The organism is Pseudomonas sp. GL-B-19, from assembly GCF_019956415.1.
In the GTDB taxonomy this organism is placed as follows: Bacteria; Pseudomonadota; Gammaproteobacteria; order Pseudomonadales; family Pseudomonadaceae; genus Aquipseudomonas.
This window is the reverse complement of the sequence record NZ_JAHBDK010000018.1, coordinates 1-22,832: the sequence shown is the minus strand read 5'-3', so window position 1 is coordinate 22,832 and position 22,832 is coordinate 1. Positions and strand designations below refer to the sequence as shown.

General features: G+C 59.5%; 19 protein-coding genes and 1 tRNA gene. 15 read left to right on the top strand and 5 right to left on the bottom strand.

Going from position 1 to position 22,832, the window contains the following annotated elements; translation table 11 throughout:
* Positions 1 to 18 precede the first annotated feature (18 nt).
* On the top strand, positions 19 to 918 hold the full coding sequence (locus KGB06_RS05635; protein ID WP_223512417.1) for a zeta toxin family protein: 900 nt from the start codon (positions 19 to 21) through the stop codon (positions 916 to 918).
* On the opposite strand, the gene KGB06_RS05630 is transcribed toward KGB06_RS05635, so the two are convergent.
* Positions 899 to 1,651, bottom strand: coding sequence for a DJ-1/PfpI family protein (locus KGB06_RS05630; RefSeq protein ID WP_223512404.1), 753 nt, complete (start codon positions 1,649 to 1,651; stop codon positions 899 to 901). The genes KGB06_RS05635 and KGB06_RS05630 overlap by 20 nt on opposite strands.
* Before the next feature lie 147 nt (positions 1,652 to 1,798).
* Between KGB06_RS05630 and KGB06_RS05625 the strand changes: the two genes are divergently transcribed.
* Positions 1,799 to 3,721, top strand: coding sequence for a PAS domain-containing sensor histidine kinase (locus KGB06_RS05625; RefSeq protein WP_223512402.1), 1,923 nt, complete (start codon positions 1,799 to 1,801; stop codon positions 3,719 to 3,721).
* Positions 3,722 to 3,875: 154 nt separating this feature from the next.
* Here KGB06_RS05625 and KGB06_RS05620 read toward each other — a convergent pair whose 3' ends face one another.
* Complete coding sequence (locus KGB06_RS05620; RefSeq protein WP_223512399.1) at positions 3,876 to 4,172, bottom strand: hypothetical protein; 297 nt, start codon at positions 4,170 to 4,172, stop codon at positions 3,876 to 3,878.
* A 478-nt stretch (positions 4,173 to 4,650) separates the two neighbouring features.
* Entirely contained in the window at positions 4,651 to 5,805 is a 1,155-nt protein-coding gene (locus KGB06_RS05615) for a MalY/PatB family protein (protein WP_223512396.1), read from the bottom strand.
* A gap of 316 nt (positions 5,806 to 6,121) precedes the next feature.
* On the opposite strand from KGB06_RS05615, the gene fdnG reads away from it, so the two are divergent.
* The 13 genes from fdnG to KGB06_RS05550 all read left to right on the top strand — a co-directional run bounded on the left by fdnG (position 6,122) and on the right by KGB06_RS05550 (position 21,821).
* Complete coding sequence (fdnG, locus tag KGB06_RS05610; protein ID WP_223512393.1) at positions 6,122 to 9,187, top strand: formate dehydrogenase-N subunit alpha; 3,066 nt, start codon at positions 6,122 to 6,124, stop codon at positions 9,185 to 9,187.
* Positions 9,188 to 10,123 carry a formate dehydrogenase subunit beta gene (fdxH, locus tag KGB06_RS05605; RefSeq protein ID WP_223512391.1) on the top strand — a complete coding sequence of 312 codons (936 nt, stop codon included), beginning with the start codon at positions 9,188 to 9,190 and terminating at the stop codon, positions 10,121 to 10,123.
* Positions 10,120 to 10,773: a formate dehydrogenase subunit gamma gene (locus KGB06_RS05600; RefSeq protein WP_223512389.1), complete on the top strand. Its 654-nt coding sequence runs from the start codon at positions 10,120 to 10,122 to the stop codon at positions 10,771 to 10,773. The genes fdxH and KGB06_RS05600 overlap by 4 nt, the downstream gene beginning before the upstream one ends.
* Positions 10,774 to 10,777: 4 nt before the next feature.
* Positions 10,778 to 11,704: a formate dehydrogenase accessory protein FdhE gene (gene fdhE / locus KGB06_RS05595; RefSeq protein ID WP_223512387.1), complete on the top strand. Its 927-nt coding sequence runs from the start codon at positions 10,778 to 10,780 to the stop codon at positions 11,702 to 11,704.
* A 53-nt stretch (positions 11,705 to 11,757) separates the two neighbouring features.
* A complete protein-coding gene (gene selA, locus KGB06_RS05590) occupies positions 11,758 to 13,188 on the top strand; it encodes an L-seryl-tRNA(Sec) selenium transferase (RefSeq protein WP_223512385.1) in 1,431 nt (476 codons plus the stop codon).
* Positions 13,185 to 15,092: a selenocysteine-specific translation elongation factor gene (selB, locus tag KGB06_RS05585; RefSeq protein ID WP_223512383.1), complete on the top strand. Its 1,908-nt coding sequence runs from the start codon at positions 13,185 to 13,187 to the stop codon at positions 15,090 to 15,092. The genes selA and selB overlap by 4 nt, the downstream gene beginning before the upstream one ends.
* Positions 15,093 to 15,098: 6 nt before the next feature.
* Positions 15,099 to 15,194, top strand: a tRNA-Sec gene (locus KGB06_RS05580).
* A gap of 204 nt (positions 15,195 to 15,398) precedes the next feature.
* On the top strand, positions 15,399 to 16,478 hold the full coding sequence (locus KGB06_RS05575; protein WP_223512381.1) for an AI-2E family transporter: 1,080 nt from the start codon (positions 15,399 to 15,401) through the stop codon (positions 16,476 to 16,478).
* Positions 16,479 to 16,866: 388 nt separating this feature from the next.
* Entirely contained in the window at positions 16,867 to 18,051 is a 1,185-nt protein-coding gene (locus tag KGB06_RS05570; RefSeq protein ID WP_411741832.1) for a patatin-like phospholipase family protein, read from the top strand.
* 282 nt (positions 18,052 to 18,333) lie between these two features.
* Positions 18,334 to 19,623, top strand: a complete 1,290-nt coding sequence (locus KGB06_RS05565; RefSeq protein ID WP_223512379.1) for an NAD(P)/FAD-dependent oxidoreductase — start codon at positions 18,334 to 18,336, stop codon at positions 19,621 to 19,623.
* 25 nt (positions 19,624 to 19,648) lie between these two features.
* A complete protein-coding gene (locus KGB06_RS05560) occupies positions 19,649 to 20,206 on the top strand; it encodes a helix-turn-helix domain-containing protein (protein WP_223512377.1) in 558 nt (185 codons plus the stop codon).
* 23 nt (positions 20,207 to 20,229) lie between these two features.
* Positions 20,230 to 21,576 carry a glutamine synthetase family protein gene (locus tag KGB06_RS05555; protein WP_223512692.1) on the top strand — a complete coding sequence of 449 codons (1,347 nt, stop codon included), beginning with the start codon at positions 20,230 to 20,232 and terminating at the stop codon, positions 21,574 to 21,576.
* Between the two features lie 77 nt (positions 21,577 to 21,653).
* Complete coding sequence (locus tag KGB06_RS05550) at positions 21,654 to 21,821, top strand: hypothetical protein (RefSeq protein WP_223512375.1); 168 nt, start codon at positions 21,654 to 21,656, stop codon at positions 21,819 to 21,821.
* 331 nt (positions 21,822 to 22,152) lie between these two features.
* On the opposite strand, the gene KGB06_RS05545 is transcribed toward KGB06_RS05550, so the two are convergent.
* Together KGB06_RS05545 and KGB06_RS05540 are read right to left on the bottom strand one after the other, a co-directional pair.
* Positions 22,153 to 22,380 (bottom strand): hypothetical protein, encoded by a 228-nt coding sequence (locus KGB06_RS05545; protein ID WP_223512373.1) that lies wholly within the window; start codon positions 22,378 to 22,380, stop codon positions 22,153 to 22,155.
* 303 nt (positions 22,381 to 22,683) lie between these two features.
* Positions 22,684 to 22,832, bottom strand: a 149-nt coding sequence (locus tag KGB06_RS05540) for a hypothetical protein (protein ID WP_223512690.1), incomplete at its 5' end; no start/stop codon positions are given.

The window sequence follows — 22,832 nt, the reverse complement described above, 5'->3', positions numbered from 1 at the left end:
TGATAAGGAAATCAGGGTATGTCAGTTGCACCAAACTACGCTTACACCCCGGAGCAGGTCACTGCCGCATTCAATGAAATCAAAGCGACGTTGTTCCGCGGCATCACTGCCCAGGCAACCCCCAAAATACTGATCGTTGCCGGGCTGCAAGGCTCAGGCAAAACCTATCTATTGGAAAACAGCCTTCTACCTTCCACGCGTTATCAGTGTTTTGTCCGTCTTTACTTGCCCGAGTACCGACAAAAACACCCCCAGTACGCCGAGATGATCAAGCTCGGCGTACTGCATGCCTATGAGCAGACAGAAGCCTTTGTCCGCGAGGTCAGCGCCAAGATCTTCACCGAAGCCTTCACCCTCAAATACAACATCATCATGGAGTGTGCGTTCGACAGCCTCGATTTCGCCGCCTTTCCTCCCCTGGCAACCGCAGCCGGTTATCAGTTCGAGACGCATATCGTTGGCTGCAATCAAGCGTTCGCTCACGTATCGAGCATCAGAAGAGCCCTCAGCAGCCTGAAAAAACAACAACTCGAAAGGTTCGTCACCTTATCGGCGCTGGATGCCAGCATGAGTAACGCGCAGGCGATTATCCTGGCCTTTGAAACCGCCTCGAAAGCGGTCAGCGGCTCACAGATCACGGTCTATGAACGCGGGCTCGGCGGGTTGAAAGAGCGGGTTTCGCGTTTCCAGAAGACTTATACAAAAGACGCAACTGAGATAACCCCTCCAACGGCACCGACCGTTTGCAGTACCTATGCCAGCATTATCAATAACCACGTCTACACCCTGAGGGAACGCGACGAGATGGTAAAGACATGCCACTTGGCGTTACTCAAAACCCAGGCACACGCTACGCTGGTGCCTGACTTCGTCTACAACGACCTGCATGCCTACATCGTCAAATACGTGAACCGATAAGTCGTACCCATTCGGCGGCGAAGCGATGACAGTCTCCCGGCCAGCGAGCGGTCAATAACTGGCCATCACGCACGACAAAGCCTCGTTGTGGCCGGTCCGCTGAATCACGTACGGCGAGAAATCGGCCCCGCAGGAAATCTGCGGGGCTGGAAAGGGCGCTGGTGACTTCCGCCTCGACGGTCTGCGGGTAGGTTCGGTAGTAGCGCCCAAGCCAGGGCGCGGTCATTGCCCAGGCAGGTAATTCCATGGTGTTGGCCACCAGCGCGGTGACCTTGCGACCCCGCAATATAGAAAACCCGGTATCGGGACTCACGGTACGGGCCAGTAACAGAACACCGTGACACACCGCGGCCACCGGCTTGTCTGCGGTGAAAAAGTGCAAGGCAATCCGTTGTGCCTGAGCGGATTCCAGCAGTGTGCGCATGCCCTTGGCATGGCCACCAGGAATCAATAGACCGTCGAATTTGCTCGGGTCGACATCGTCATAGGACAGTGGTTTACGAAATGACGCGTCTTCGATCATCTGCCTATAACTGGCGAGGTCGGGCTTGCGTGTCATCAGCAAAGGGTTGAGCTGACCAAAACCGATATCCACCAGGCGCGAGTCGGCGTAGGCAGGCAAACCTTGTGGTGTGGCAAAACACACCTCGAACCCGGCCCTGCGCATCGCTTGCCAGGGCACGCTGCTCTCGGTCGGGTCGTAGTCGCAGGTTGGTAACAGAATCAGGATCATGGTGGCGCCTTATATCCGCCCAAGATGGCGTTTGGCGTCGAGCATAGGTGTTCTGCTGCCTGCACTCCACTGAACAAGCGTGCTGCGGCTTTCCAAACCCACGGTTTGCCGCATACTCCATCAAAACGATAGTCGCGGGTGTAATCGATGAGTGATGTGCCGTCCAAAACCAATTCCATCGAGGAGATGCGCTTTCGCCTGCTGATTGATGCTGTGGTGGATTATGCGATCTACATGATCGATCCCGACGGCATCATCACCAGCTGGAACTCTGGCGCCCGGCGATTCAAAGGCTACGAGGAAGCGGAGATTCTCGGCCAGCACTTCTCGCGGTTCTATACCGAAGAGGATCGACGTGCCGGTTTACCCCAGCGCGCGCTGGACACGGCGATTAATGAAGGTCGTTTTGAAGGCGAAGGCTGGCGGGTGCGCAAGGACGGCACGCGTTTTTGGTCGCACGTGGTGATTGACCCGATTCTGGACCCGACCGGCAAGCTGCTGGGATTTGCCAAAATCACCCGCGACCTCACCGACCGCAAAATGGGCGAGGAAACCCTCAAGCAAAGCGAACAGCAGTTCCGGTTGCTGGTTCAAAGCGTCACGGACTATGCCATCTATATGCTTTCCCCGGATGGACGCCTGACCAACTGGAATCAGGGCGCCCAACGCATCAAGGGTTATCGGCCCGAAGAAGTCATCGGCCAGCATTTTTCAATGTTTTACACCCCTGAAGACCGTGAAGCCGGCGAACCGCAACGGGCATTGGAGACGGCCATACGGGAGGGGCGATTCGAAAACAAGGCGTGGCGCGTGCGCAAGGACGGTACACGGTTTTTTGCTCACGTCGTGGTGGACCCGATCTGGGGCGACACCGGCACGTTGCTGGGTTTTGCCAAGATTACCCGTGACATCACCGAGGCGACCCTGGCCCAGCAAGACCTTGAGCGAACTCGCGAGGCGTTGTTCCAGGCGCAGAAAATGCAAGCCATCGGCCAACTCAGCGGCGGGATTGCCCACGACTTCAACAACCTGTTGACGGTCATCCTCGGCAATCTGGAAATCGTGCGCAAACGGATAGGGGACGATCCGAAACTGACCCGTCTGGTCGACAATGCCCGCCAAGGCGCCTTGCGCGGGGTATCCCTGACTCAGCGCATGCTGGCCTTTGCCAGACGACAGGAACTCAAATTCGAATCCGTGGAAATACCCGCACTGATAGAAGGTATCAGTGGGTTGTTACGCAGTTCCCTCGGGCCTTCAGTGGTGCTCGAAACGAACTTTTGCGCAGAACTTGAGCCGGTCATGGCTGACGTCAACCAGCTCGAACTGGCCGTTTTGAACCTCGTCACCAATGCCCGGGATGCCATGCCCGACGGTGGTGAAATCGTCATCACAGCCAAGAAAGCGGAGCCGGGCGATCAAACAGCGTTATCCCTGAAGGAAGGCTCTTATGTTTGCCTGAGCGTTACCGATACGGGCGAAGGGATGAATGAGGAAACGCTCGCGTCGGCGATGGACCCGTTTTTCACCACCAAAGGGGTGGGTAAAGGCACGGGCCTGGGGCTGTCGATGGTGCATGGTTTTATCGAACAACTGGGCGGGCGGTTCATACTCAAGAGCCGCAAGGACACAGGCACCACCGCTGAACTGTGGATCCCTGTCGCCACCCCTGCGTCAGACATCAGGCCCGTCATCGAAGAAGAACAATCAGCGCCGGTGGCGCAGCTGTGTGTGCTGGTGGTGGATGACGACAGCCTGGTGTTAACCAGTACCGGGCTGCTGCTGGAGGATTTGGGTCACCGGGTAATCGCAGCGATGTCCGGTGCGAAAGCGCTTGAACTATTCGAGAGCGAGCAGAACATCGACCTGGTGATTACCGACATGGCCATGCCGCACATGAATGGCGCGCAATTGGCACAGGCCATCCGGCTGAAGAAACCTGACCTGCCGATCATCCTTGCCACCGGTTACGCCGAACGCCTGGAAGGTTTCGCGACCATGCTCCCGCGCTTGTCCAAACCATATACCCAACTCAATCTGGTAGATGTCATTGCCCAGGCTATGAAGTGATGCGGCTGAATGTTTGCAAAGCTGCACCAGAAAAATGGCCCGGCCCCCGGGCTAATGCCGGTCAGTTAAGCCATAACGCGATCCTACAAAAATTGGCGTTACCGCAGAAATTGCTTAACTGATCGGCATTAGGCCCCCGTGCTTCTTTTCACGCTCAGGCTCGATGTTCAAGCTGCTGGCGCAACTGATGAGAGTTGCTGGCGGACAGTGGAATCGGCGGAAAATCCTCGTTGAGCAATTGCAGATGCTCAATCGCTTCCTGAAACTTCGAATCAGCTTTGCGGCGCAGCGCTTGATAACGATCAAACAACTCCACATCCAGGTCGCCGCCATCGAGCAATTCAAAAGCACATCGGCTCAGGTTCTGGGCCTCTTCGAACATCTGACGGTTACGTTCCAGGGCTAATGCCCGGCAGGCTTTGATTTGATCAGGGGAGGAGTAATGGATCATGACCGGCACCTTTTGCTTCTTCGGGGTTCCTTTAAACAGGCGTCGTTGCCACAGTGGAACCGAATCTGTCGGATCCCGCGATGCAAAAACAAAGCGGGATTAAAGATGTGACTGCCGGGTGAAATGGAGAATTCAATTTTTTGCAGGCGAAAATTTGATAAATCCGCCAACGAAGGCGCAGAGGAAAAATCAAATAGTGTGTTTTTTCAGGCGCGCGTAACGGGCGATTTTGGATAGTCAGTCATCATCAATCTCCGGGCGCAAGACAATGGGGTCAAAGGGTTGACCCTGGGTTTTTGTCTTGAGTTCGGTTGGATTTGAGGTGGCGACAACATTCTAAATCACACACACAAATCCCCATGTGGGAGCGAGCCTGCTCGCGAAGGCGGCGTATCAGCCAACATCAATGTCGACTGGAACACCGCTTTCGCGAGCAGGCTCGCTCCCACAAGGGTTCTGTATAGGGATTGAGGGCGAATCAGGCCTTGCGATTACGCAAGCTACGCTCCATCCGCGCAATGCCTTCTTCAAGCAACGCGCGCGGGCAGCCGAAATTCAGGCGCACGAATTGTCGGGTGTCATCGCTGAAATCCAGGCCAGGGCTCAAACCGACTTTGGCTTCTTCCAAGAAGAACTGCTGTGGGTTGTCCAGCCCCAGCGCCGAGCAATCGAGCCACGCCAGGTAGGTGCTTTGCGGGACGTTCATGGTGACGCCCGGCAGGCGGGTGCGGACGGCGTCGACCAGGTAATCGCGGTTGCTTTGCAGGTAGGCGCTCAGTTCCGCCAGCCATGGCCCGGCTTCGCTGTAGGCGACGCGGGTGGCTAACAGGCCCAGCGGGTTGACGCTGTCGACCATGCCGCAACGGGCGTGGTTGACCTTCTCGCGCAAGGCGCGGTCCTGAATGATCATGAATGAGGTTTTCAGGCCGGCGATGTTGTAGGCCTTGCTCGCCGACATCAGCGTGATCGTGTGCCGGGCGATTTCCGGGTTGAGCGTTGCCATCGGTATATGCTTGCGCCCGTCGAAGCACAACTCGGCGTGGATTTCGTCCGAGATGATCCAGGCGCCCTGTTCCAGGCAGATGTCGGCAATCGCTTGCAGTTCGTCTCTCGGGAAGGCTTTGCCCAGCGGGTTGTGCGGATTGCTCAGCAGCAGCGCGCCACCACCTTGCAGCGACTGGCTGAGGCTGGCGAGCGGTGTGGTGTAGGTGCCGTCAGCCTGCTCATCGAAATTCAGCTCGACCTTGTTCAGGCCCCAGTGGCTTGGTGCGTGGCGCAATGGCGGATAGTTGGGCACCTGCACCACGACGTTTTGTTGTGGCTGGACCAATGCTTTGAGGGCCATGTTGAAGCCCGACTCGACCCCTGGCAGAAAGATCAGCTCTTGCGGTTCGACGCGCCAGGCGTATTTGTTCCAGAGGTCGGTGACGATGGCGTCGCGCAAGTCATCCGGGGCCACGCTGTAGCCGACCATCGGGTGTTCCAGGCGTTTTTGCAGGGCCTGGATGATCATCGGCGGCGCGGCAAAATCCATGTCGGCCACCCACATCGGCAGCACGTCGGCCGGGTAGCGGCTCCATTTGGTGCTACCGGTGTTATGGCGGTCGAACACCTGATCAAAATCGAAAGTCATGCGCGGTCTCGTGAATACAGGATTGGAATGGCAACCATGATAGTCGCCAAGCCCCTGTGGGAGCGAGCCTGCTCGCGAAAGCAGTGTGTCAGGCGCTATTGATGTTGACTGATACTCCGTCTTCGCCGGCAAGCCGGTCTCGCTCCCACAGGTTCGGTGGTGTGGCGGGTATCGGGTAAGTGCCCGACGGTCGGTTTTTACACAGGGCGCGGCTGCGTTGACTAGAGTTTCAAGTGTCGGCAGCCCGTCTGCCGCCAGCGTGATTGCTTAGAAAGTCCGGCAAAGCCCCGGACTTCCACCTGATCAGGAGTGCACGATGGACCTCAGCCGTCGTCAGTTCTTCAAGGTCGCTGGTATCGGCCTTGCAGGCTCGAGCCTGGGCGCGTTGGGCATGGCCCCCACGCTTGCCTTCGCCGAGCAGGTGCGCCACTTCAAGCTTGCCGCCACCCATGAAACCCGCAACACCTGCCCGTATTGCTCGGTCGGTTGCGGCGTGATCATGTACAGCCAGGGCGATACTGCCAAGAATGTCGCGCAAAACATCATCCATATCGAAGGTGACGCCGACCATCCGGTCAACCGCGGCACCCTTTGCCCCAAAGGCGCGGGCCTGCTGGATTTCATTCACAGCCCCGATCGCCTGCAATACCCGCAAGTCCGCAAGCCCGGCAGCAGCGAGTGGACGCGTATCTCCTGGGATGAAGCGCTGGATCGCGTCGCCGACCTGATGAAGGCCGACCGCGACGCCAACTTCATCGAGAAGAATGCTCAAGGCCAAACGGTGAACCGCTGGCTCACCACCGGTTTCCTCGCGGCATCGGCGTCATCCAACGAAGCGGGCTACATCACCCACAAGGTCATTCGCAGTTTCGGCATGCTGGGGTTTGATAACCAGGCGCGTGTCTGACACGGCCCGACGGTGGCAAGTCTTGCCCCGACGTACGGCCGTGGTGCCATGACCAATACCTGGACCGATATCGCCAACGCGAATCTGGTTCTGGTGATGGGCGGCAACGCAGCAGAAGCGCACCCGTGCGGTTTCAAATGGGTGACGGAAGCCAAGGCGCACAACAACGCGCGTCTCATCGTGATCGATCCGCGATTTACCCGCACGGCCTCGGTGGCCGACTATTACGCGCCGATTCGCACCGGCACCGACATCGCCTTCATGGGTGGGCTGATCAACTACTTGCTGACCGAGGACAAAATCCAGCACGAATACGTGCGCAACTACACCGACGTGTCGTTCATCGTCAAAGCCGGGTATGGCTTCGAGGACGGGATTTTCAGCGGTTATGACGTGGCCAAACGCGCCTACACCGACAGGTCCGGCTGGGGCTATGAGCTCGGTGAAGACGGCTTTGCCAAGGTCGACCCGACCCTGCAAGACCCACGCTGCGTCTATCAATTGATGAAGCACCATTACAGCCGCTACAACATTGACCTGGTGAGCCTGATTTGCGGGATGCCAGTCGATGCCATGCAAAAAATCTGGGAGGAAATCGCCACTTGCTCGGTACCGGGCAAGACCATGACCATCCTCTATGCGCTGGGCTGGACCCAGCACTCGATCGGCTCGCAGATGATCCGTAGCGCGGCGATGGTGCAATTGCTGCTGGGTAATGTCGGCATGCCGGGCGGGGGAGTGAATGCTTTGCGCGGGCACTCCAACATCCAGGGCCTGACTGACCTCGGGTTGCTCTCCAACTCGCTGCCGGGTTACCTCACATTGCCGGGCGACGCCGAGCAGGACTACGCTGTGTACATCACCAAGCGCACGCAAAAACCGTTGCGCCCGGGGCAGTTGTCCTACTGGCAGAACTACAGCAAGTTCCACGTCAGCCTGATGAAAGCCTGGTACGGCGGCAATGCCACGGCCGAGAACAATTGGGCTTACGAGTATTTGCCGAAACTGGACATTCCCAGCTACGACATCCTCAAAGTGTTCGACCTGATGGGCCAGGGCAAGGTCAACGGCTACCTGTGCCAAGGCTTCAATCCGATTGCCGCGTTGCCCGACAAGAACCGGGTGATGGCGGCGCTGGCCAAACTCAAATGGCTGGTGGTGATGGACCCGCTGGCCACCGAAACTTCAGAGTTCTGGCGCAATGTCGGCCCGTACAACGATGTGAAAAGTGCTGACATCCAGACCGAAGTGATTCGCCTGCCCACTACCTGTTTTGCCGAGGAAGACGGCTCGCTGGTCAACAGTAGCCGCTGGCTGCAATGGCACTGGAAAGGCGCCGACGGCCCGGGTGAAGCGCAAACCGACATTCGGATCATGGCTGAGCTGTTTCTGCGTTTGCGTCAGCGTTATCAGGCGCAGGGCGGCGCTTACCCCGACCCGATCCTCAAACTGTCGTGGAAGTACAAGATCGCCGACGAACCCTCGCCAGAAGAACTGGCCAAGGAAATCAACGGCTACGCCACCACTGACTTCACCGACGCCACGGGTGCGGCGATCAAGAACAATGCACAACTGGCTGCGTTCAGTCAGCTCAAGGATGACGGCAGCACCGCGTCCGGCTGCTGGATTTTCTGCGGCAGCTGGACCGAGTCCGGTAACCAGATGGCCCGTCGCGACAACAGCGACCCGTGGGGCATGCACCAACAACAGGGATGGGCCTGGGCTTGGCCGGCGAACCGACGGATTCTTTACAACCGCGCGTCCGCCGACCTGCAAGGTAACCCGTGGGACCCGAAAAAACGTCTGGTGTGGTGGAACGGCAAAGTCTGGGGCGGCACTGATGTGCCCGACTACAAGGCCGACGTGCCGCCAGAAGCGGGGATGAATCCGTTCATCATGAACCCCGAAGGCGTGGCGCGGTTCTTCGCCGTCGACAAGATGAACGAAGGCCCGTTTCCTGAGCATTACGAGCCGTTCGAGACGCCCATCGGCATCAATCCGCTGCATCCGGAAAACAAAAAAGCCACCAGCAACCCGGCGGCGCGGATCTTCGATTCGGTGTGGGATTCCCTCGGCGTGGCCAAGGATTACCCGTACGCGGGCACCAGCTACCGCTTGACCGAGCATTTCCACTTCTGGACCAAGCACTGCAGGCTCAACGCGATTACCCAGCCGGAGCAATTCGTCGAAATCGGCGAGGTCCTGGCGAAGGAGAAAGGCATCGTCGCCGGCGACCGTGTGCGCGTCAGCTGCAAGCGCGGGCACATTGAAGCGGTGGCGGTGGTGACCAAGCGGATTCGTCCGTTGCAGGTCAACAATCAGGTGGTGCACCAGATCGGTATCCCGTTGCACTGGGGGTTTACCGGACTCACGCGCCATGGGTACCTGACCAACACCCTGGTGCCGTTCCTCGGCGATGGCAATACGCAGACCCCGGAATCCAAGTCATTTTTGGTCAACGTGGAGAAAATCTAAATGGCCAGCCAAGACATTATTGCCCGGTCGGCCACCACGACCCCGTCGCCATCGGTGCGCATTCAGGAGGAAGTGGCCAAGCTGATCGACACCACCAAGTGCATCGGCTGTAAGGCTTGCCAGGTTGCCTGCTCGGAATGGAACGAGCTGCGCAACGAAATTGGCTACAACCACGGCACCTACACCAACCCACAAGACCTGAGCGCAGAAACCTGGACCCTGATGCGCTTCACCGAGCATGAAACCGGTGCCGGCAACCTCGAATGGCTGATTCGCAAGGACGGCTGCATGCATTGCGCCGAACCCGGTTGCCTGGCGGCGTGCCCGAGCCCGGGGGCGATCATCAAGCTCGCCAATGGCATTGTCGATTTCAACCAGGACCACTGCATTGGCTGCGGCTATTGCATCACCGGCTGCCCGTTCAACATTCCGCGGATCTCGCAAAAGGATCACAAGGCCTACAAATGCACGTTGTGTTCGGATCGGGTCGAATACGGGCTGGAACCGGCCTGCGTGAAAACCTGCCCGACCGGGGCGATTGTGTTCGGCACCAAGGAAGACATGAAAGAACACGCCGCCGAACGGATCGTCGATCTGAAAAGCCGTGGCTTCGAAAACGCCGGCTTGTACGACCCGGCCGGCGTTGGTGGCACCCACGTGATGTACGTGCTGCACCATGCTGATACACCGCAGCTGTACGCCGGGCTGGCGAAGGATCCGGCAATCAGTCCGCTGGTGGGGTTGTGGAAAGGCGTGAGCAAACCGTTAGGGCTGTTGGCCATGGGCCTGGCGGTGCTGGCCGGGTTCTTCCATTACGTACGCATCGGGCCGCAGGTGGTCGAAGAGGACGAACATCCCCCAGGCAAGGACCCGGCCGTGCATGAGGTTGACCCATCGGTTCATACCTATGATCCGCGGCGGGAGGACAGGCCATGAGCAACAAAACGATCCTGCGCTACACCACCGGCCAGCGCACCAATCACTGGCTGGTGGCGATCCTGTTTTTCATGGCGGCACTCTCCGGGTTGGCGTTGTTTCATCCGGCGTTGTTCTGGCTCAGCAACCTGTTTGGCGGTGGCCCATGGACACGCATCCTGCACCCGTTCATGGGCGTGGTGATGTTCGTGCTGTTCCTTGGATTGGTGCTGCGCTTCTGGCGAGCGAATTTCTTCATTACCAATGATCGGTTGTGGCTGAAGCGAGTCGGGCGGGTGATCAAGAACGAGGAAGAGGGCGTGCCACCGATCGGCAAGTACAACCCCGGGCAGAAGCTGCTGTTCTGGACCTTGCTGGCCTGCATGCTGGTGCTGCTGTTCAGCGGGCTGGTGATCTGGCGCGCGTATTTCAGCGATTTTTTTGGTATCACCACGATTCGTTGGGCGATGCTGCTGCATGCGTTGGCCGGGTTTGTGCTCGTGCTGAGCATCATCGTGCACATCTACGCCGGGATCTGGATCAAGGGCTCGGTCAGCGCCATGGTGCATGGCTGGGTCAGCCGCGCCTGGGCGAAAAAACACCATGAACTGTGGTACCGCGAAGTGACCCGCGACGAGCACCCCGACCGACCGATCAGCAAAAAAGGATAAGCACTTGCCGACGATTCTTGAGCCTGGAGAGATTGAAGCGGCGGCGAGTTCACCGCCGTTTCTGTACCTGCCGCCGCACAACCTGTTCACCTTGCGTGCATTACGCCTGGAGCGGTTGGCCGAGGGGCATCCGCTGGCCGATTACCTGCGCCTGGTGGCCGGCCTGTGTTATGTGCAGCAGCAACTGATGGACGATCCACCCGTCGCCACCTTGCCAGATCCCGAGCGAATCAAGGTATGCCAGGAGCACGGCCTGCCACCGCTTGCCGCCGACAGTCTGGTGCGCGAGGGGCATTGGTTGCCCTACCTCGACACCTTGTTGCAACGCTACCGGCCAGCGCCGCAACTGGCGGTAGAACAAGCCCTGGCGACGTTGCGCAATACCGACTCCGGACAACGCAAAGCCTGGGCGGTGGCGTTGGTCAGCGGCCAGTTCACGCTGCTGCCCGCAGCGCTGGTGCCGTTTCTCGGCGCCGCCTTGCAAGCGGCCTGGAGCCACTGGTTGCTGAGCACGCCGGACCTGGCGCTGAAACCTGGTGACAGCCTCAGCCAATGCCCGGCCTGCGGTTCGCCGGCGATGGCCGGGGTGATTCGCAACCGTGGCAAACACAACGGTTTGCGCTATCTGGTGTGCTCGTTGTGTGCCTGCGAATGGCATGTGGTGCGGGTCAAATGTGTGTACTGCGAACAAAGCAAAGGCCTGGAATACGTCAGCCTCGACGACGACCGCCATGCCGCCAATCAGGCGCCGTTACGCGCCGAAACCTGTCCGGGCTGTCGCAGTTACCTGAAACTGCTGTACCTGGAAAACGACGCCGAGGCCGAAGCGTTGTCGGCTGACTTGGCCAGTCTGATGCTCGACATGCGCCTGGAACAGGAAGGCTACCTGCGTCCGGCGCCCAATCTGCTGCTGGCACCCGGGAGCGACTGAACGCTCAGCGGCTACACTCAGGCGCGACGGTCAATCGTTTTCAGGAGCGCCGGATGCCTTCAACCTCCGCCAGCCAAACCCTGCGGCTGCCTTCCATCGACAGTCTGCTGCGCCATCCCGCCTGCCAACCACTGGCCGAGCGCTATGGCCGGGAGTCGCTGCTGGCAAGCCTGCGGCAATTGCTCGATGACTTGCGCGAACCGGTGCTGGCCGGGCAACTCGATGCCGTGGAAATCAGCCCGCAGGTATTGGCGGGGCGGGCGGGTGAGCGTCTGGCCCAACATCACCAAAACCATGTGCGGCGGGTGTTCAACCTGACCGGGACCGTGCTGCACACCAACCTCGGTCGGGCGCTGCTCCCCGAAGTCGCCATCGAAGCGGTGCAAATGGCCGCGCGCTATCCGCTCAATCTCGAATTTGATCTGCACAGCGGCAAGCGCGGCGACCGTGATGACCTGATCGAAGGCCTGATCCGCGAACTGACCGGCGCCGAAGCGGTGACGGTGGTCAACAACAACGCGGCGGCGGTGCTGTTGACGCTCAACAGCCTGGGCGCGCGCAAGGAAGGGATTATTTCCCGGGGCGAGCTGATTGAAATCGGCGGCGCCTTCCGCATTCCCGACATCATGGCGCGAGCCGGGGTCCGGCTACATGAAGTCGGCACCACCAACCGCACGCACGCCCGTGATTACGAAGCAGCCATCGGCCCGCGCAGTGGTCTGGTGATGCGCGTGCATGCGAGCAATTACAGCATTGAAGGGTTCACCGCGCGGGTGCCGACCGCCGAACTGGCGCAGTTGGCGCACAGCCACGGATTGCCGCTGCTCGAAGACCTCGGCAGCGGCAGCCTGCTGGACCTGACCCGCTGGGGCCTGCCCGCCGAACCGACGGTGCGCCAGGCGCTGCTCGATGGTGCAGACATCGTCACCTTCAGTGGCGACAAATTGTTGGGTGGTCCGCAGGCCGGGTTGATTGTCGGGCGCAAGGACCTGATCGCGAAGATCAAGAAAAACCCGCTCAAACGCGCACTACGGGTCGACAAACTGACCCTGGCCGCGCTCGAAGCGGTGTTGGGTTTGTACCGCTATCCCGAGCGCCTGGCCGAACGTCTGCCAAGCCTGCGCCTGCTGATCCGCCCGCAGGCCGATATCCTCGCCCAGGCCGAACGCTTGCAACCTTCGCTGGCGCACGCATTAGGTGACGGCTGGAGTGTCAGTGCGCTGCCAGCGTTGGGCATGATCGGCAGCGGCAGCCAACCGGTGGCGCGCCTGCCCAGCGCCGCGTTATGCCTGCGGCCAAAGGTGTCCAAACGTCTACGCGGGCGGCAGTTGCTGGGGCTGGAGGCCGCGTTCCGCCAGTTGGCCATTCCGGTGCTGGGCCGCATCGACGACGACGCACTGTGGCTGGACCTGCGCCAACTGGACGATGAAGCCGCCTGGCTGGCGCAACTCGATCAGTTGTCGGTCGAGGGGCAGGTAGGGTGATCGTCGGCACCGCAGGGCACATCGACCACGGCAAGACTTCGCTGCTGCAAGCATTGACCGGGCAGGCCGGCGACCGTCACCGCGAAGAACGCGAACGCGGTATGACCATCGACCTGGGTTATCTTTATGCGGCGCTGGAATCGGGCGCCGAGTTGACCGGGTTCATTGACGTGCCCGGTCACGAGCGGTTCACCCATAACATGCTGGCCGGGGCGCAGGGCATCGATCTGGTGTTGCTGGTGGTCGCAGCGGATGACGGCGTCATGCCGCAAACCCGCGAACACTTGGCGATCGTTGAACTGCTGGGCATTCCCCGGGCGCTGGTGGCGATCACCAAGTGCGACCGGGTCGATCCGGCCCGGGTGCAAGCCGTCCATGAACAGATGACAACGCTACTGGCGCGCGGGCCCTATGCCAATGCGCCGCAGATCGCGCTGTCGAGTGTGACCGGGGAGGGCGTCGAGGCACTGCGCCAGGCGCTGCTCGATGCACAGCGTGACGTCCTTCAACGCAGCAGCAACGGTGGTTTTCGTCTGGCCATTGATCGGGCATTTAGCGTGGCTGGGGCCGGTATTGTGGTGACCGGCATGGCATTGTCCGGGCAAGTGGCGGTGGGCGACACACTGGTGCTCAGCCCGCTAGGTAAACTTGTGCGTGTGCGCGGTTTGCATGCGCAAAATCAAGCGGCAAACAGCGCGTATGCCGGGCAACGCGTTGCGTTGAACCTGAGTGCCGAGCGCCTGGCGCTGGAGCACATTCACCGTGGCCAATGGCTGCTGGCCGAGTGGCTGTATGCCCCGACCCAGCGACTGGACATCGACCTGCACTTGCTGGCCAGCGAAGCCAAAGCCTTCGAACACTTTCAGCCGGTGCATGTTCACCTCGGCACTCAGGACGTGACGGGGCGGGTGGCGTTGCTCGAAGGTGCCAGTCTGGCACCGGGTGGGCGGATGTTCGCGCAAATCCTGCTCAATGCTCCGGTGCAGGCGGTGAAAGGTGACCCGTTGATCCTGCGGGATCAGAGCGCCCAACGCACCCTCGGCGGGGGCCGGGTGCTCGACCCGTTTGCTCCGTCCCGACACCGACGCAGCCCCGAACGCCTGGCACAACTACAGGCCCTCGCCAGCCGTAATACGCTGGAAGAACTCTTGCCAGCGTTGTTGGCCAACAGCGACACCGGCCTCAATCCACGGCAACTGGAGCGTCAGTTCAACCAGCCACGTGCGACCTGGGTATTGCCCGCTGACGTGCGCTTGATCGAGACCCGCCAAGGTCCGTTACTGTTCAGTGCTGCGCGTTGGGAGTCGCTGAAAGCTCCCTTGCTGGAACAGCTCGCACGCTTCCATCAACTTGAGCCGGATCAAATGGGCCCGGACCGGGATCGCCTGCGTCGCTTCGCAGCAACGGCAATGGAACGCCCGACCTTCATCTGCCTGCTCGACGAATTACTCGCCAGCGGCGTCCTCGCCACCAGCGGGCCGTGGTTGCATTTACCCGGTCATCAAGTGCGCTTGAGCGAAGAGGACGAAGCCCTGTGGCAGCGTTTGCAACCGCTGTTCGAACAGGCCGGTTTCGATCCGCCGTGGGTGCGCCAACTGGGAAATGACGAGGCTACCGTGCGCCTGTTGTTGCGCAAAATGGCGCGGTTGGGGCTGCTGCATCAAGTGGTCCGGGACCTGTTCTACACCGACGCGATGATCCGTCGATTGGCGGCTATGCTCTTGCAACTGGCCGAGCACAACCCGGTGATTCAAGTCGCGGCGTTTCGCGATGCGGTCGGCCTGGGTCGCAAGCGCAGCATTCAGATTCTGGAGTACTTCGACCGCATCGGCCTGACCCGACGCCTGGGCGACAAGCGCCAAATCCGTCTCGACAGTGCCTTGGCGCAACAGAGAGACGACTGACTTCAAGGAAGGTAATCGCGCCCGGTGGCGCGGCCGGGCTTCAAACCCGGTTGGGGACGGCATCCGTTCCCGGGCCGGTTCGACTCCGGCTGCCTTCCGCCATTTTCCGCACGACCTGTCTCCTCCGGACAGCGGGAGGGCGTGGTTGCGTAGATTCAGGCGCGGATGTTGGATCGATGTGCTGCATTGTCACTTTTTTTTTCGAAGTGCTGCGATGCAGAGCACAGATCACGTCGCACTGTTAAATCATTGTCTATGCTGGCCTTACCGCTCCCCCACCTGCTTTGCATAAGCAAGGAGACATCCATGGTGCCCACACCTCTGTCCGAGAAATCGTTGACCCGCAGCATGCTCGATGTCCTGATTCGTGCCGGGTTGATTGTTGTTCTGGTGCTGTTTTGCTTCGATATATTCCAGCCGTTTCGCGACCTGATGCTGTGGTCGGTGATCCTGGCGATCACGCTCTACCCGTTGCAACTGCGATTGATGGGGTCGTTCGGACGCAGCGAAGGGCGTGCTGCAACGGCGATTGTGCTGATTGCCATCGCTATTCTGGTGGTGCCGGTCTATCTGTTGGGCACCTCGATTGCTTCGTCGGTCGGGCAGGTCATCGACCTGGTGAAGGAAGGTACCTTCAACATCCCGCCGCCGCCCGACACGGTCGCCACGTGGCCGATCGTGGGTAAAACTATCTCGTCAGTATGGATGCAGGCATCCACCGATCTTCCGGACCTGATAGCGAAGTACTTGCCGCAAATAAAAGGCGTCAGTGTGGGCTTGTTGACCAAAATTGCCGGCGTCGGTGCGGGTTTGTTGATGTTCATTGTTGCCTTGATCATCGCCGGTATTTTCATGGCGCACGGTGAGGCCGGCACCCGTGCCGCGGTAGAGATCGCGTCTCGCATCAGCGGTCCTGACAAGGGGGCAAAAATCGCCGAACTGTGCACTGCAACCATCCGCGCAGTTGCGCTCGGCGTGGTCGGCATCGCGTTCATTCAGATGCTGCTGGTGGGTATCGGCTTCGTGCTCAAAGGCATCCCGGGCGCAGGTATACTTGCCATCTTCGTGTTACTGCTCGGCATCATGCAGTTACCGGCCACGCTGATTACGCTGCCGGTGATCATCTATGTGCTGGCCACCGAGGGGCCCAACACGAGGACCATTATCTTCTCCGTCTTTGTGTTCGTTGCCGGCCTGGTGGATAACGTACTCAAACCGCTGTTGCTGGGACGGGGGGTGGATGTGCCGATGCCGGTCGTGCTGATTGGCGCGCTGGGCGGCATGGTCACGAGCGGCATCCTGGGCTTGTTCATAGGGCCGGTGGTGCTTGCGGTGGGCTACCAATTGTTCTGGCAGTGGGTTCAGGATCGGCCGGAGGAAGGGTAAAATCCGTAACCATGAACGCGCCAAGTCCCGAGCTGCTGGACCGGGTGTTGACTGCTCATGGTGGTGTCGAACGCTGGAACAGCCGAGAAGCCCGACGGGCAGGTCGTTACCGAACGATCAGCCCCCCGGTCCTCCTTTCCAGGTCACGAAGAAAATACCCCTTGGGACCCACTGCACCGCGCATACTTCAACGGCTATGCGTTGTGGTCCTACCTGACCATGCCCTTCCAGTTCAGCTGCCGGCTGTCGTACGGAAGAACTCTCGGCATCAGGTCAACCAGACACGAAGGCGTTACTGGTAGCAATCGACCTCAGCGACATCGTCTACTCGTAATGCACGTTGCAGTGCCCGCGGGCTCTGTCAACGGCCGGGGTCGGAGGAGGCGTTTTGAAACCGTTCCTGCCCGGACCGGGTACATCAGCGTGGAACATGTTGCGCCAGGCGTGCCTGCAACGCCGCGATGCCGTGCCGCCAACCTTGACGGAACTGGCGGTCGTCCCCGGCATTCCAGAGGCGCGTTACTGGCTGGACCGGGAAATCGCTCCGCTGATTCGGGACGTGCATCAGGCCAACCATCGAGAGGCCCAAGCGCTTGCCAGAGCCGGGGAGCCGAATGACATGCTACCGCTGGCCAACATGCTGGCGGTCTCTGGTGGTAGTGACGCTGGCACCTTCGCGGCGGGCATCATCGCAGGATGGACGTTGCATGGGACGCGGCCAGCTTTCAAAGTGGTAACGGGCATCAGCGCTGGCGCCCTGGTTGCCCCGTTCGCTTACCTGGGGCCTCAGTACGACGACATCATTCTGCGCATCTGCAGCGCCATCGGCCCCAAAGACATTTTCCGTTCGCGCAATGTGCTGACCCGGCTTGCCAGCGACGGTATTGCGGACAGCAAGCCACTGTCGCGGCTCGTCGCGCAATACGTCACCCCGGACCTTCTGGCGGCGATTGCGGCGCAGTACGCCAATGGACGACTCCTGATGATCGGCACCACCGACCTCGATGCAGGGCGGCCCGTGACCTGGAACATGGGCGCCATTGCCGCAAGCGGTACGCCGGGAGCGCTCGACCTGTTTCGTCAGATCCTGATCGCATCGATGAGTATTCCCGGTGCCGTCTCACCCGTCATGATCGACGTGGAGGTCAACGGTCAGCGGTTCCAGGAAATGCACGTGGACGGTGGCGTCATCACGCAGGTATTTCTTTACCCCCCAGGCACCGTCATGGCGCTGAATAACGTGACGGGCGCGCGCTTGCGCCGTGATCGGCATTTCTATGTGATTCGCAACGGGAAAATGGAGCCGCAGTGGTCCGGGACCAAGCGCCGCACGCTGAGCATCGGCGGTCGCGCCATCAGCGCGTTGATCCAGACGCAGGGCATCAGTGACCTCGACCGGATTTACCGAATGGCCCAGCAGGACGGGTCCGACTTCAATCTTGCGTACATCGGCTCCGATTTTCATCACCTTCGCACTCATCGGTTCGATGGCGAGTACATGAAGCGTTTGTTCGAGTACGCCTTTGAGCTCAGTGCGAAAGGTTACCCGTGGCATAAATCCCCCGATACCTGAATCTTTTCTGTTTCTGTACCGGGATGTTGTTGGACTGGAACGGCCCCATCGCGAGCAGGCTCGCTCCCACACTGGATCTCCATCAGGCACAGATTTTGTAGATGACAAAGATCAACTGTGGGAGCGAGCCTGCTCGCGATGGGGCCAGTCAAGACACCCATTACTGTCAGGTGTACTTGTGCTTGTCCGGTGCTGGCGGGAATTACTGGCGCAGTTGCTTTCGTGAAATTAATCATGTAGTTTTTCATGAAATTATAAAAACATAATTTCATGAGAGCCGATATGTTCCAGCAGTCCACGCAGCATGTCGCCAGCTACTACGCCCACAGTTGCGCTGATCGCCTGACCACTCGACCTGCGCTCGCAGGTGAACACGACACCGAGATCCTGATCATCGGCGCAGGGTTCAGTGGCCTGCACACCGCGTTGCGCCTGGCCCTGGCCGGCAAGCGCGTGACATTGCTGGAAGCCAGTCGCGTGGCGTGGGCAGCCTCGGGACGCAACGGTGGTCAGGCCATTCTCGGCTGGTCATGTGACATGCCACCTCTGGAAACGGCGCTGGGTTATGAGCGCGCTCGCCGGTTGTGGGACGGAATGCGTTGGGCGGCGCAAGAGCTGCGTGAATTACCCGCTCGCCATGGTTTTGACTGTGATTATCGCGCCGGCCATCTGTGGACTTCGGTCATGCCCCGACGTGTTGGTCTGCTGACCGAGTGGCAGCGCGAGGCCAGTCACAAGTGGGGGCACCATGGCTTACAGTTCATCAGCCGTGAGCAGTTGCCGCAGTGGATCGCCAGCGAACGCTATCAGGCCGGTCTCTTTGATCCTGAGGGCGGTCATTTGAACCCGCTGAAACTGGCACTCGGTCTGGCCACCGCCATCGAACGCGCCGGCGGCCGTATCCATGAACAAAGCAAAGCACTGAGTTATCGAGAGGACAGCGGTCGCTTCGTGGTGAACACTGATCGCGGGTCCATTCGGTCGGATGTTCTGGTGCTGGCCTGCAATGCCTATCTGGACCGGCTCGACCCCAAGCTGGCCAGTTGCGTATTACCCGTCGGTACTTATCAAGTGGCGACCGCGCCCCTGACGCCAGAGCAGGCCACTGAGCTGCTGCCCCGCAATGTATGCGTTACCGACAACCAGTTTGTCCTCGACTATTTCCGTCGCACACCGGACAACCGGCTGCTGTTCGGCGGCGGCTGCACGTATCTGGGCGGCATGCCCAAGGACATTGCCGGGGCAACACGACCGTTCCTGGAACGAGTGTTTCCACAGCTCAAAGGCGTAGAGCTGGAGTTCGCCTGGGGCGGGCACATCGACCTGACACTTAAACGAACGCCTGACATCGGCAGGTCGGGGGATCGCTACTGGCTGCAAGGCTATTCCGGGCATGGCGTCCTGCCCACACTGGCCGGCGCCCGTGCAGTGTCCGACGCCATTCTTGGCCAGGACGATGAATTATCCTTGTATCAGGGCTTGAACAACGGCAGTTTTCCCGGCGGTAAATACCTCGCCGCGCCGCTGGAAGCTATCGGCAAAGCCTGGTATCGACTGCGCGACAGTATCTGATGAGTCATCTACCGGAATTGCAGGCATGAACAAGCAAGAAGAAATCGCTGCGCTGGCGATCCTGATTCACGATTTGCGCAAGCACAAGAAATACACCTTGAAGGAACTGGCGGACAAAATCGGCCGTTCCGTAGGCTTTCTCTCGCAGGTCGAACGCGGTCTGTCTCGGCCTACCGTGGCAGACCTGACGGCGATCAGTGAAACCCTGGACGTACCGACGACGTATTTCTACAGCCTGCCAAAACCCAAGGAATTGCCGTGGGTCACGCGGCCGGACGAACGCCGCACGTTGTACTTCGCCAACGGCATTACCGACATTCTGGTTTCGCCAAAAATACGTGCGTCATTTTCCATGCTCGAAAGTCATCTCGAAGCTGGCGCCAGCAGCGGCGACCGGCACCTGACCGACAGCTCGGAGCAGGGCGGTTACGTGCTCGAAGGCGAGCTGACGCTGTGGCTGGGCGACGACGAAGACCCCGTTACCTTGGTGGCTGGCGACAGTTTTCAGTTCGACAGCCATACCCGTTGCCGTTACGGCAACCTCACCGGGCACCTCACGCGAGTGCTTTGGGTTTACACCTGATAACAAGATAAGGACCAACAATGATGGATGCTACCTGCTCTGATCTGCTGGCTGAGGTGCGGGCCTTTCGCCAACGCTATCCTGAGGTGCGCTATGTCGACCTGATTTCCCTCGATATTCCGGGACATTTTTACGGCAAGCGTTACCCGGTGGACATGCTGGAAAAGGTCGCGGCCGGCAGTGCGCTGAAACTGCCGCAGAACTGCGTATTGCTGGGCGTGCAGGGCGGTTTGTTCAAGATCGGTGATTACTGTTTCAACGACGGCGATCCGGATGCATTGCGTCGTCTGGTGCCGGGAACACTAAAACCGGTGAGCTGGGAAGGCCAACCGCTGGGGCAAATGCTGATCACCTCGGACGGTACTGAAAACCCCATTGTGTTTGAACCGCGCCAGGTACTGGCGCAGGTCCTGGACAGGCTTGCAGGTAAAGGCATTCATCCCGTGGTGGCGTTCGAGCTGGAGTTCTACCTGTTCGATAAAAAGCTGCGCGACGGGCTGCCGCAGTTTCCCCGCGACGGGCTGACGGACGATGCCGATGACCAACCCAACATGCACATCGAGCGACTGTCACGCTTTGCGCCGGTACTCGACGACATGGTCGAGACCTCGCGGGCTCAGGGTATCGACAGCACGGTGATCACCGCCGAACTCGGGCCGGGTCAGTTCGAAATCAATTTCGGTCACCTTGACGATGGCTTGCGTGCGGCAGACTGGGCGGCGCTGTTTTGTCGCAGCAGCCGTGGCGTAGCGCTCAAGCATGGTTATCGTGCGAGCTTCATGGCCAAACCTTACTTGCAGCACCCGGGCAGCGGCATGCACGTGCATGTCAGTCTTTACGACGCGGCCGGCAACAACATCCTGGCGGCCAACCAACAGCAGTCATTGCGTCACGCCGTGGCCGGCTGCCTGGAATTACTGCCGCATTGCATGCCGGTTTTCGCCCCGAACCAGAACGCTTATCGCCGCTTGGGCGGCACGACTAACATCGCCACGCGAGCGAGCTGGGGCTTTGAAGATCGTGATGCGTGCCTGCGCATTCCGGAGTCGGATTCGAAAAATTTGCGCATCGAACATCGTCTGGCGGGCGCCGACGCCAATCCCTATCTAGTGTTGGCGGCGATTCTGGTGGGACTGGAACATGGGCTGGACGCCCGCAAAGAACCCATCCCGCCGCTGAACGAAGACCGCAACAGTGGCGTCGACTTCCCACTGGAAATGCTCGAAGCCGTGCGATCGATGCAGCATCAGCCGCAATTGCGTGAAGGTTTGGGGGCCGAGTTCGTGGATGTCTATTGCGAGAACAAACGTCAGGATCATTTGGCGTTCATGCAGGAAATCAGCGCGCGGGAATACCGCTGGTATCTGTAATCGGTGGAGACGGGCAATCGTTCAATCCGAGTGATTGCCCGCGACACTAGCGAGAAGATCGATGGTGCCCAAGACGATTGAGCACGAGAAGCGAACCGCTAACCAACAGCGCAACACCGACCACCAGCAGCGCCGAAGGGCGAATCGGCATTCTTTCGGCACTTGTCGTGCCGATTGCCGACGAGTACGAAGGGCTCAAGTGCTGGCGGCTGCATGGATCGCCCCGAGTCTACTTCAGCCACTAATTTAGCTCTCAATTTTTCATTGGGTGGAGTCTGGCCATGTCGTGTGTAATCTGTGAAAACGTTTCTGCACGAACAATCTGCGCGGGCGCGTGGCAGGAATTCCATTGCCCTGAATGCGGCAATGGCCGTATTTCCCAGGAGCTTCTGAGCCTGATGATGTTATTGAACCTGCAACTTGATGTCAGGCGCAGCCGAAAATGGTTTCAAGAGCGCAGACCCTCCGACCCACTGCCAATGATGCGCGTGTCTGACATTTTGCTGTGCTGTGGCGCCAAGGATACTGTCGGTCCGGCCACAGGCGCCAAGGGTTAGGCACCGCAGAGCAGGGAATCTAGTTGCCATCCGCCACGTGGCGTTCTATCTCCGCTATTTTTTCTTTGAACTTCTCTATGGCCTGTTCCTTGGCGTGGGTGGAAGAAGGCGTGAGGGTTTCATCAACGGCCTCTGCATCACGGTCCTGAAGATCGCGATCGACCACGTTAACGGGTTTATCTGTTACATCAGTGGTTGAGCCATTTGATGTTGCTTGGGTGTCTTTGACATCGTCATCGTTGTGCATGTCGTTTACCTCTGTTGACTGCATTCACTTGGCTTTTTCTTCTTCTGAGCCTTCCTGCGAAGGTTACAAAACGTTAGAAATTCAGGATGAGGTAAAGGTGCTGTTTCGCTGACGAGCGGCAGCACTTGTGGGAGCGAGCCCGCTCGCGATAGCGGTGGGTCAATCAACAATGAAGCCGACTGACGCACCGCATTCGTCGGAACGCCGCCCGGAGCCGGCTCGCTCCCACAGGGGATTTGTGTGAGGGCATTAAAAAAAGCCGCGCATCTGACGATGGGCGGCGTTTTCTATGGCGTTGTAGCGTTAGGCTTGAACGACCGGAATATTGGCGTTCGCAGCAGCTTCACGGAACTCGGCGATCTGGTCGAAGGACAGGTAGCGGTAGACATCGGCCGCCATGCTGTCGATCTTGCCAGCGTATTCCATGTACTCCTCGACGGTCGGCAGGCGAC

Coding starts and splice junctions, on each gene's coding strand:
- KGB06_RS05635 (WP_223512417.1), top strand. CDS start 19: ATGTCAGTTGCACCAAACTACGCTTACACCCCGGAGCAGGTCACTGCC.
- KGB06_RS05630 (WP_223512404.1), bottom strand. CDS start 1,651: ATGATCCTGATTCTGTTACCAACCTGCGACTACGACCCGACCGAGAGC.
- KGB06_RS05625 (WP_223512402.1), top strand. CDS start 1,799: ATGAGTGATGTGCCGTCCAAAACCAATTCCATCGAGGAGATGCGCTTT.
- KGB06_RS05620 (WP_223512399.1), bottom strand. CDS start 4,172: ATGATCCATTACTCCTCCCCTGATCAAATCAAAGCCTGCCGGGCATTA.
- KGB06_RS05615 (WP_223512396.1), bottom strand. CDS start 5,805: ATGACTTTCGATTTTGATCAGGTGTTCGACCGCCATAACACCGGTAGC.
- fdxH (WP_223512391.1), top strand. CDS start 9,188: ATGGCCAGCCAAGACATTATTGCCCGGTCGGCCACCACGACCCCGTCG.
- KGB06_RS05600 (WP_223512389.1), top strand. CDS start 10,120: ATGAGCAACAAAACGATCCTGCGCTACACCACCGGCCAGCGCACCAAT.
- selA (WP_223512385.1), top strand. CDS start 11,758: ATGCCTTCAACCTCCGCCAGCCAAACCCTGCGGCTGCCTTCCATCGAC.
- KGB06_RS05575 (WP_223512381.1), top strand. CDS start 15,399: ATGGTGCCCACACCTCTGTCCGAGAAATCGTTGACCCGCAGCATGCTC.
- KGB06_RS05565 (WP_223512379.1), top strand. CDS start 18,334: ATGTTCCAGCAGTCCACGCAGCATGTCGCCAGCTACTACGCCCACAGT.
- KGB06_RS05560 (WP_223512377.1), top strand. CDS start 19,649: ATGAACAAGCAAGAAGAAATCGCTGCGCTGGCGATCCTGATTCACGAT.
- KGB06_RS05555 (WP_223512692.1), top strand. CDS start 20,230: ATGGATGCTACCTGCTCTGATCTGCTGGCTGAGGTGCGGGCCTTTCGC.
- KGB06_RS05545 (WP_223512373.1), bottom strand. CDS start 22,380: ATGCACAACGATGACGATGTCAAAGACACCCAAGCAACATCAAATGGC.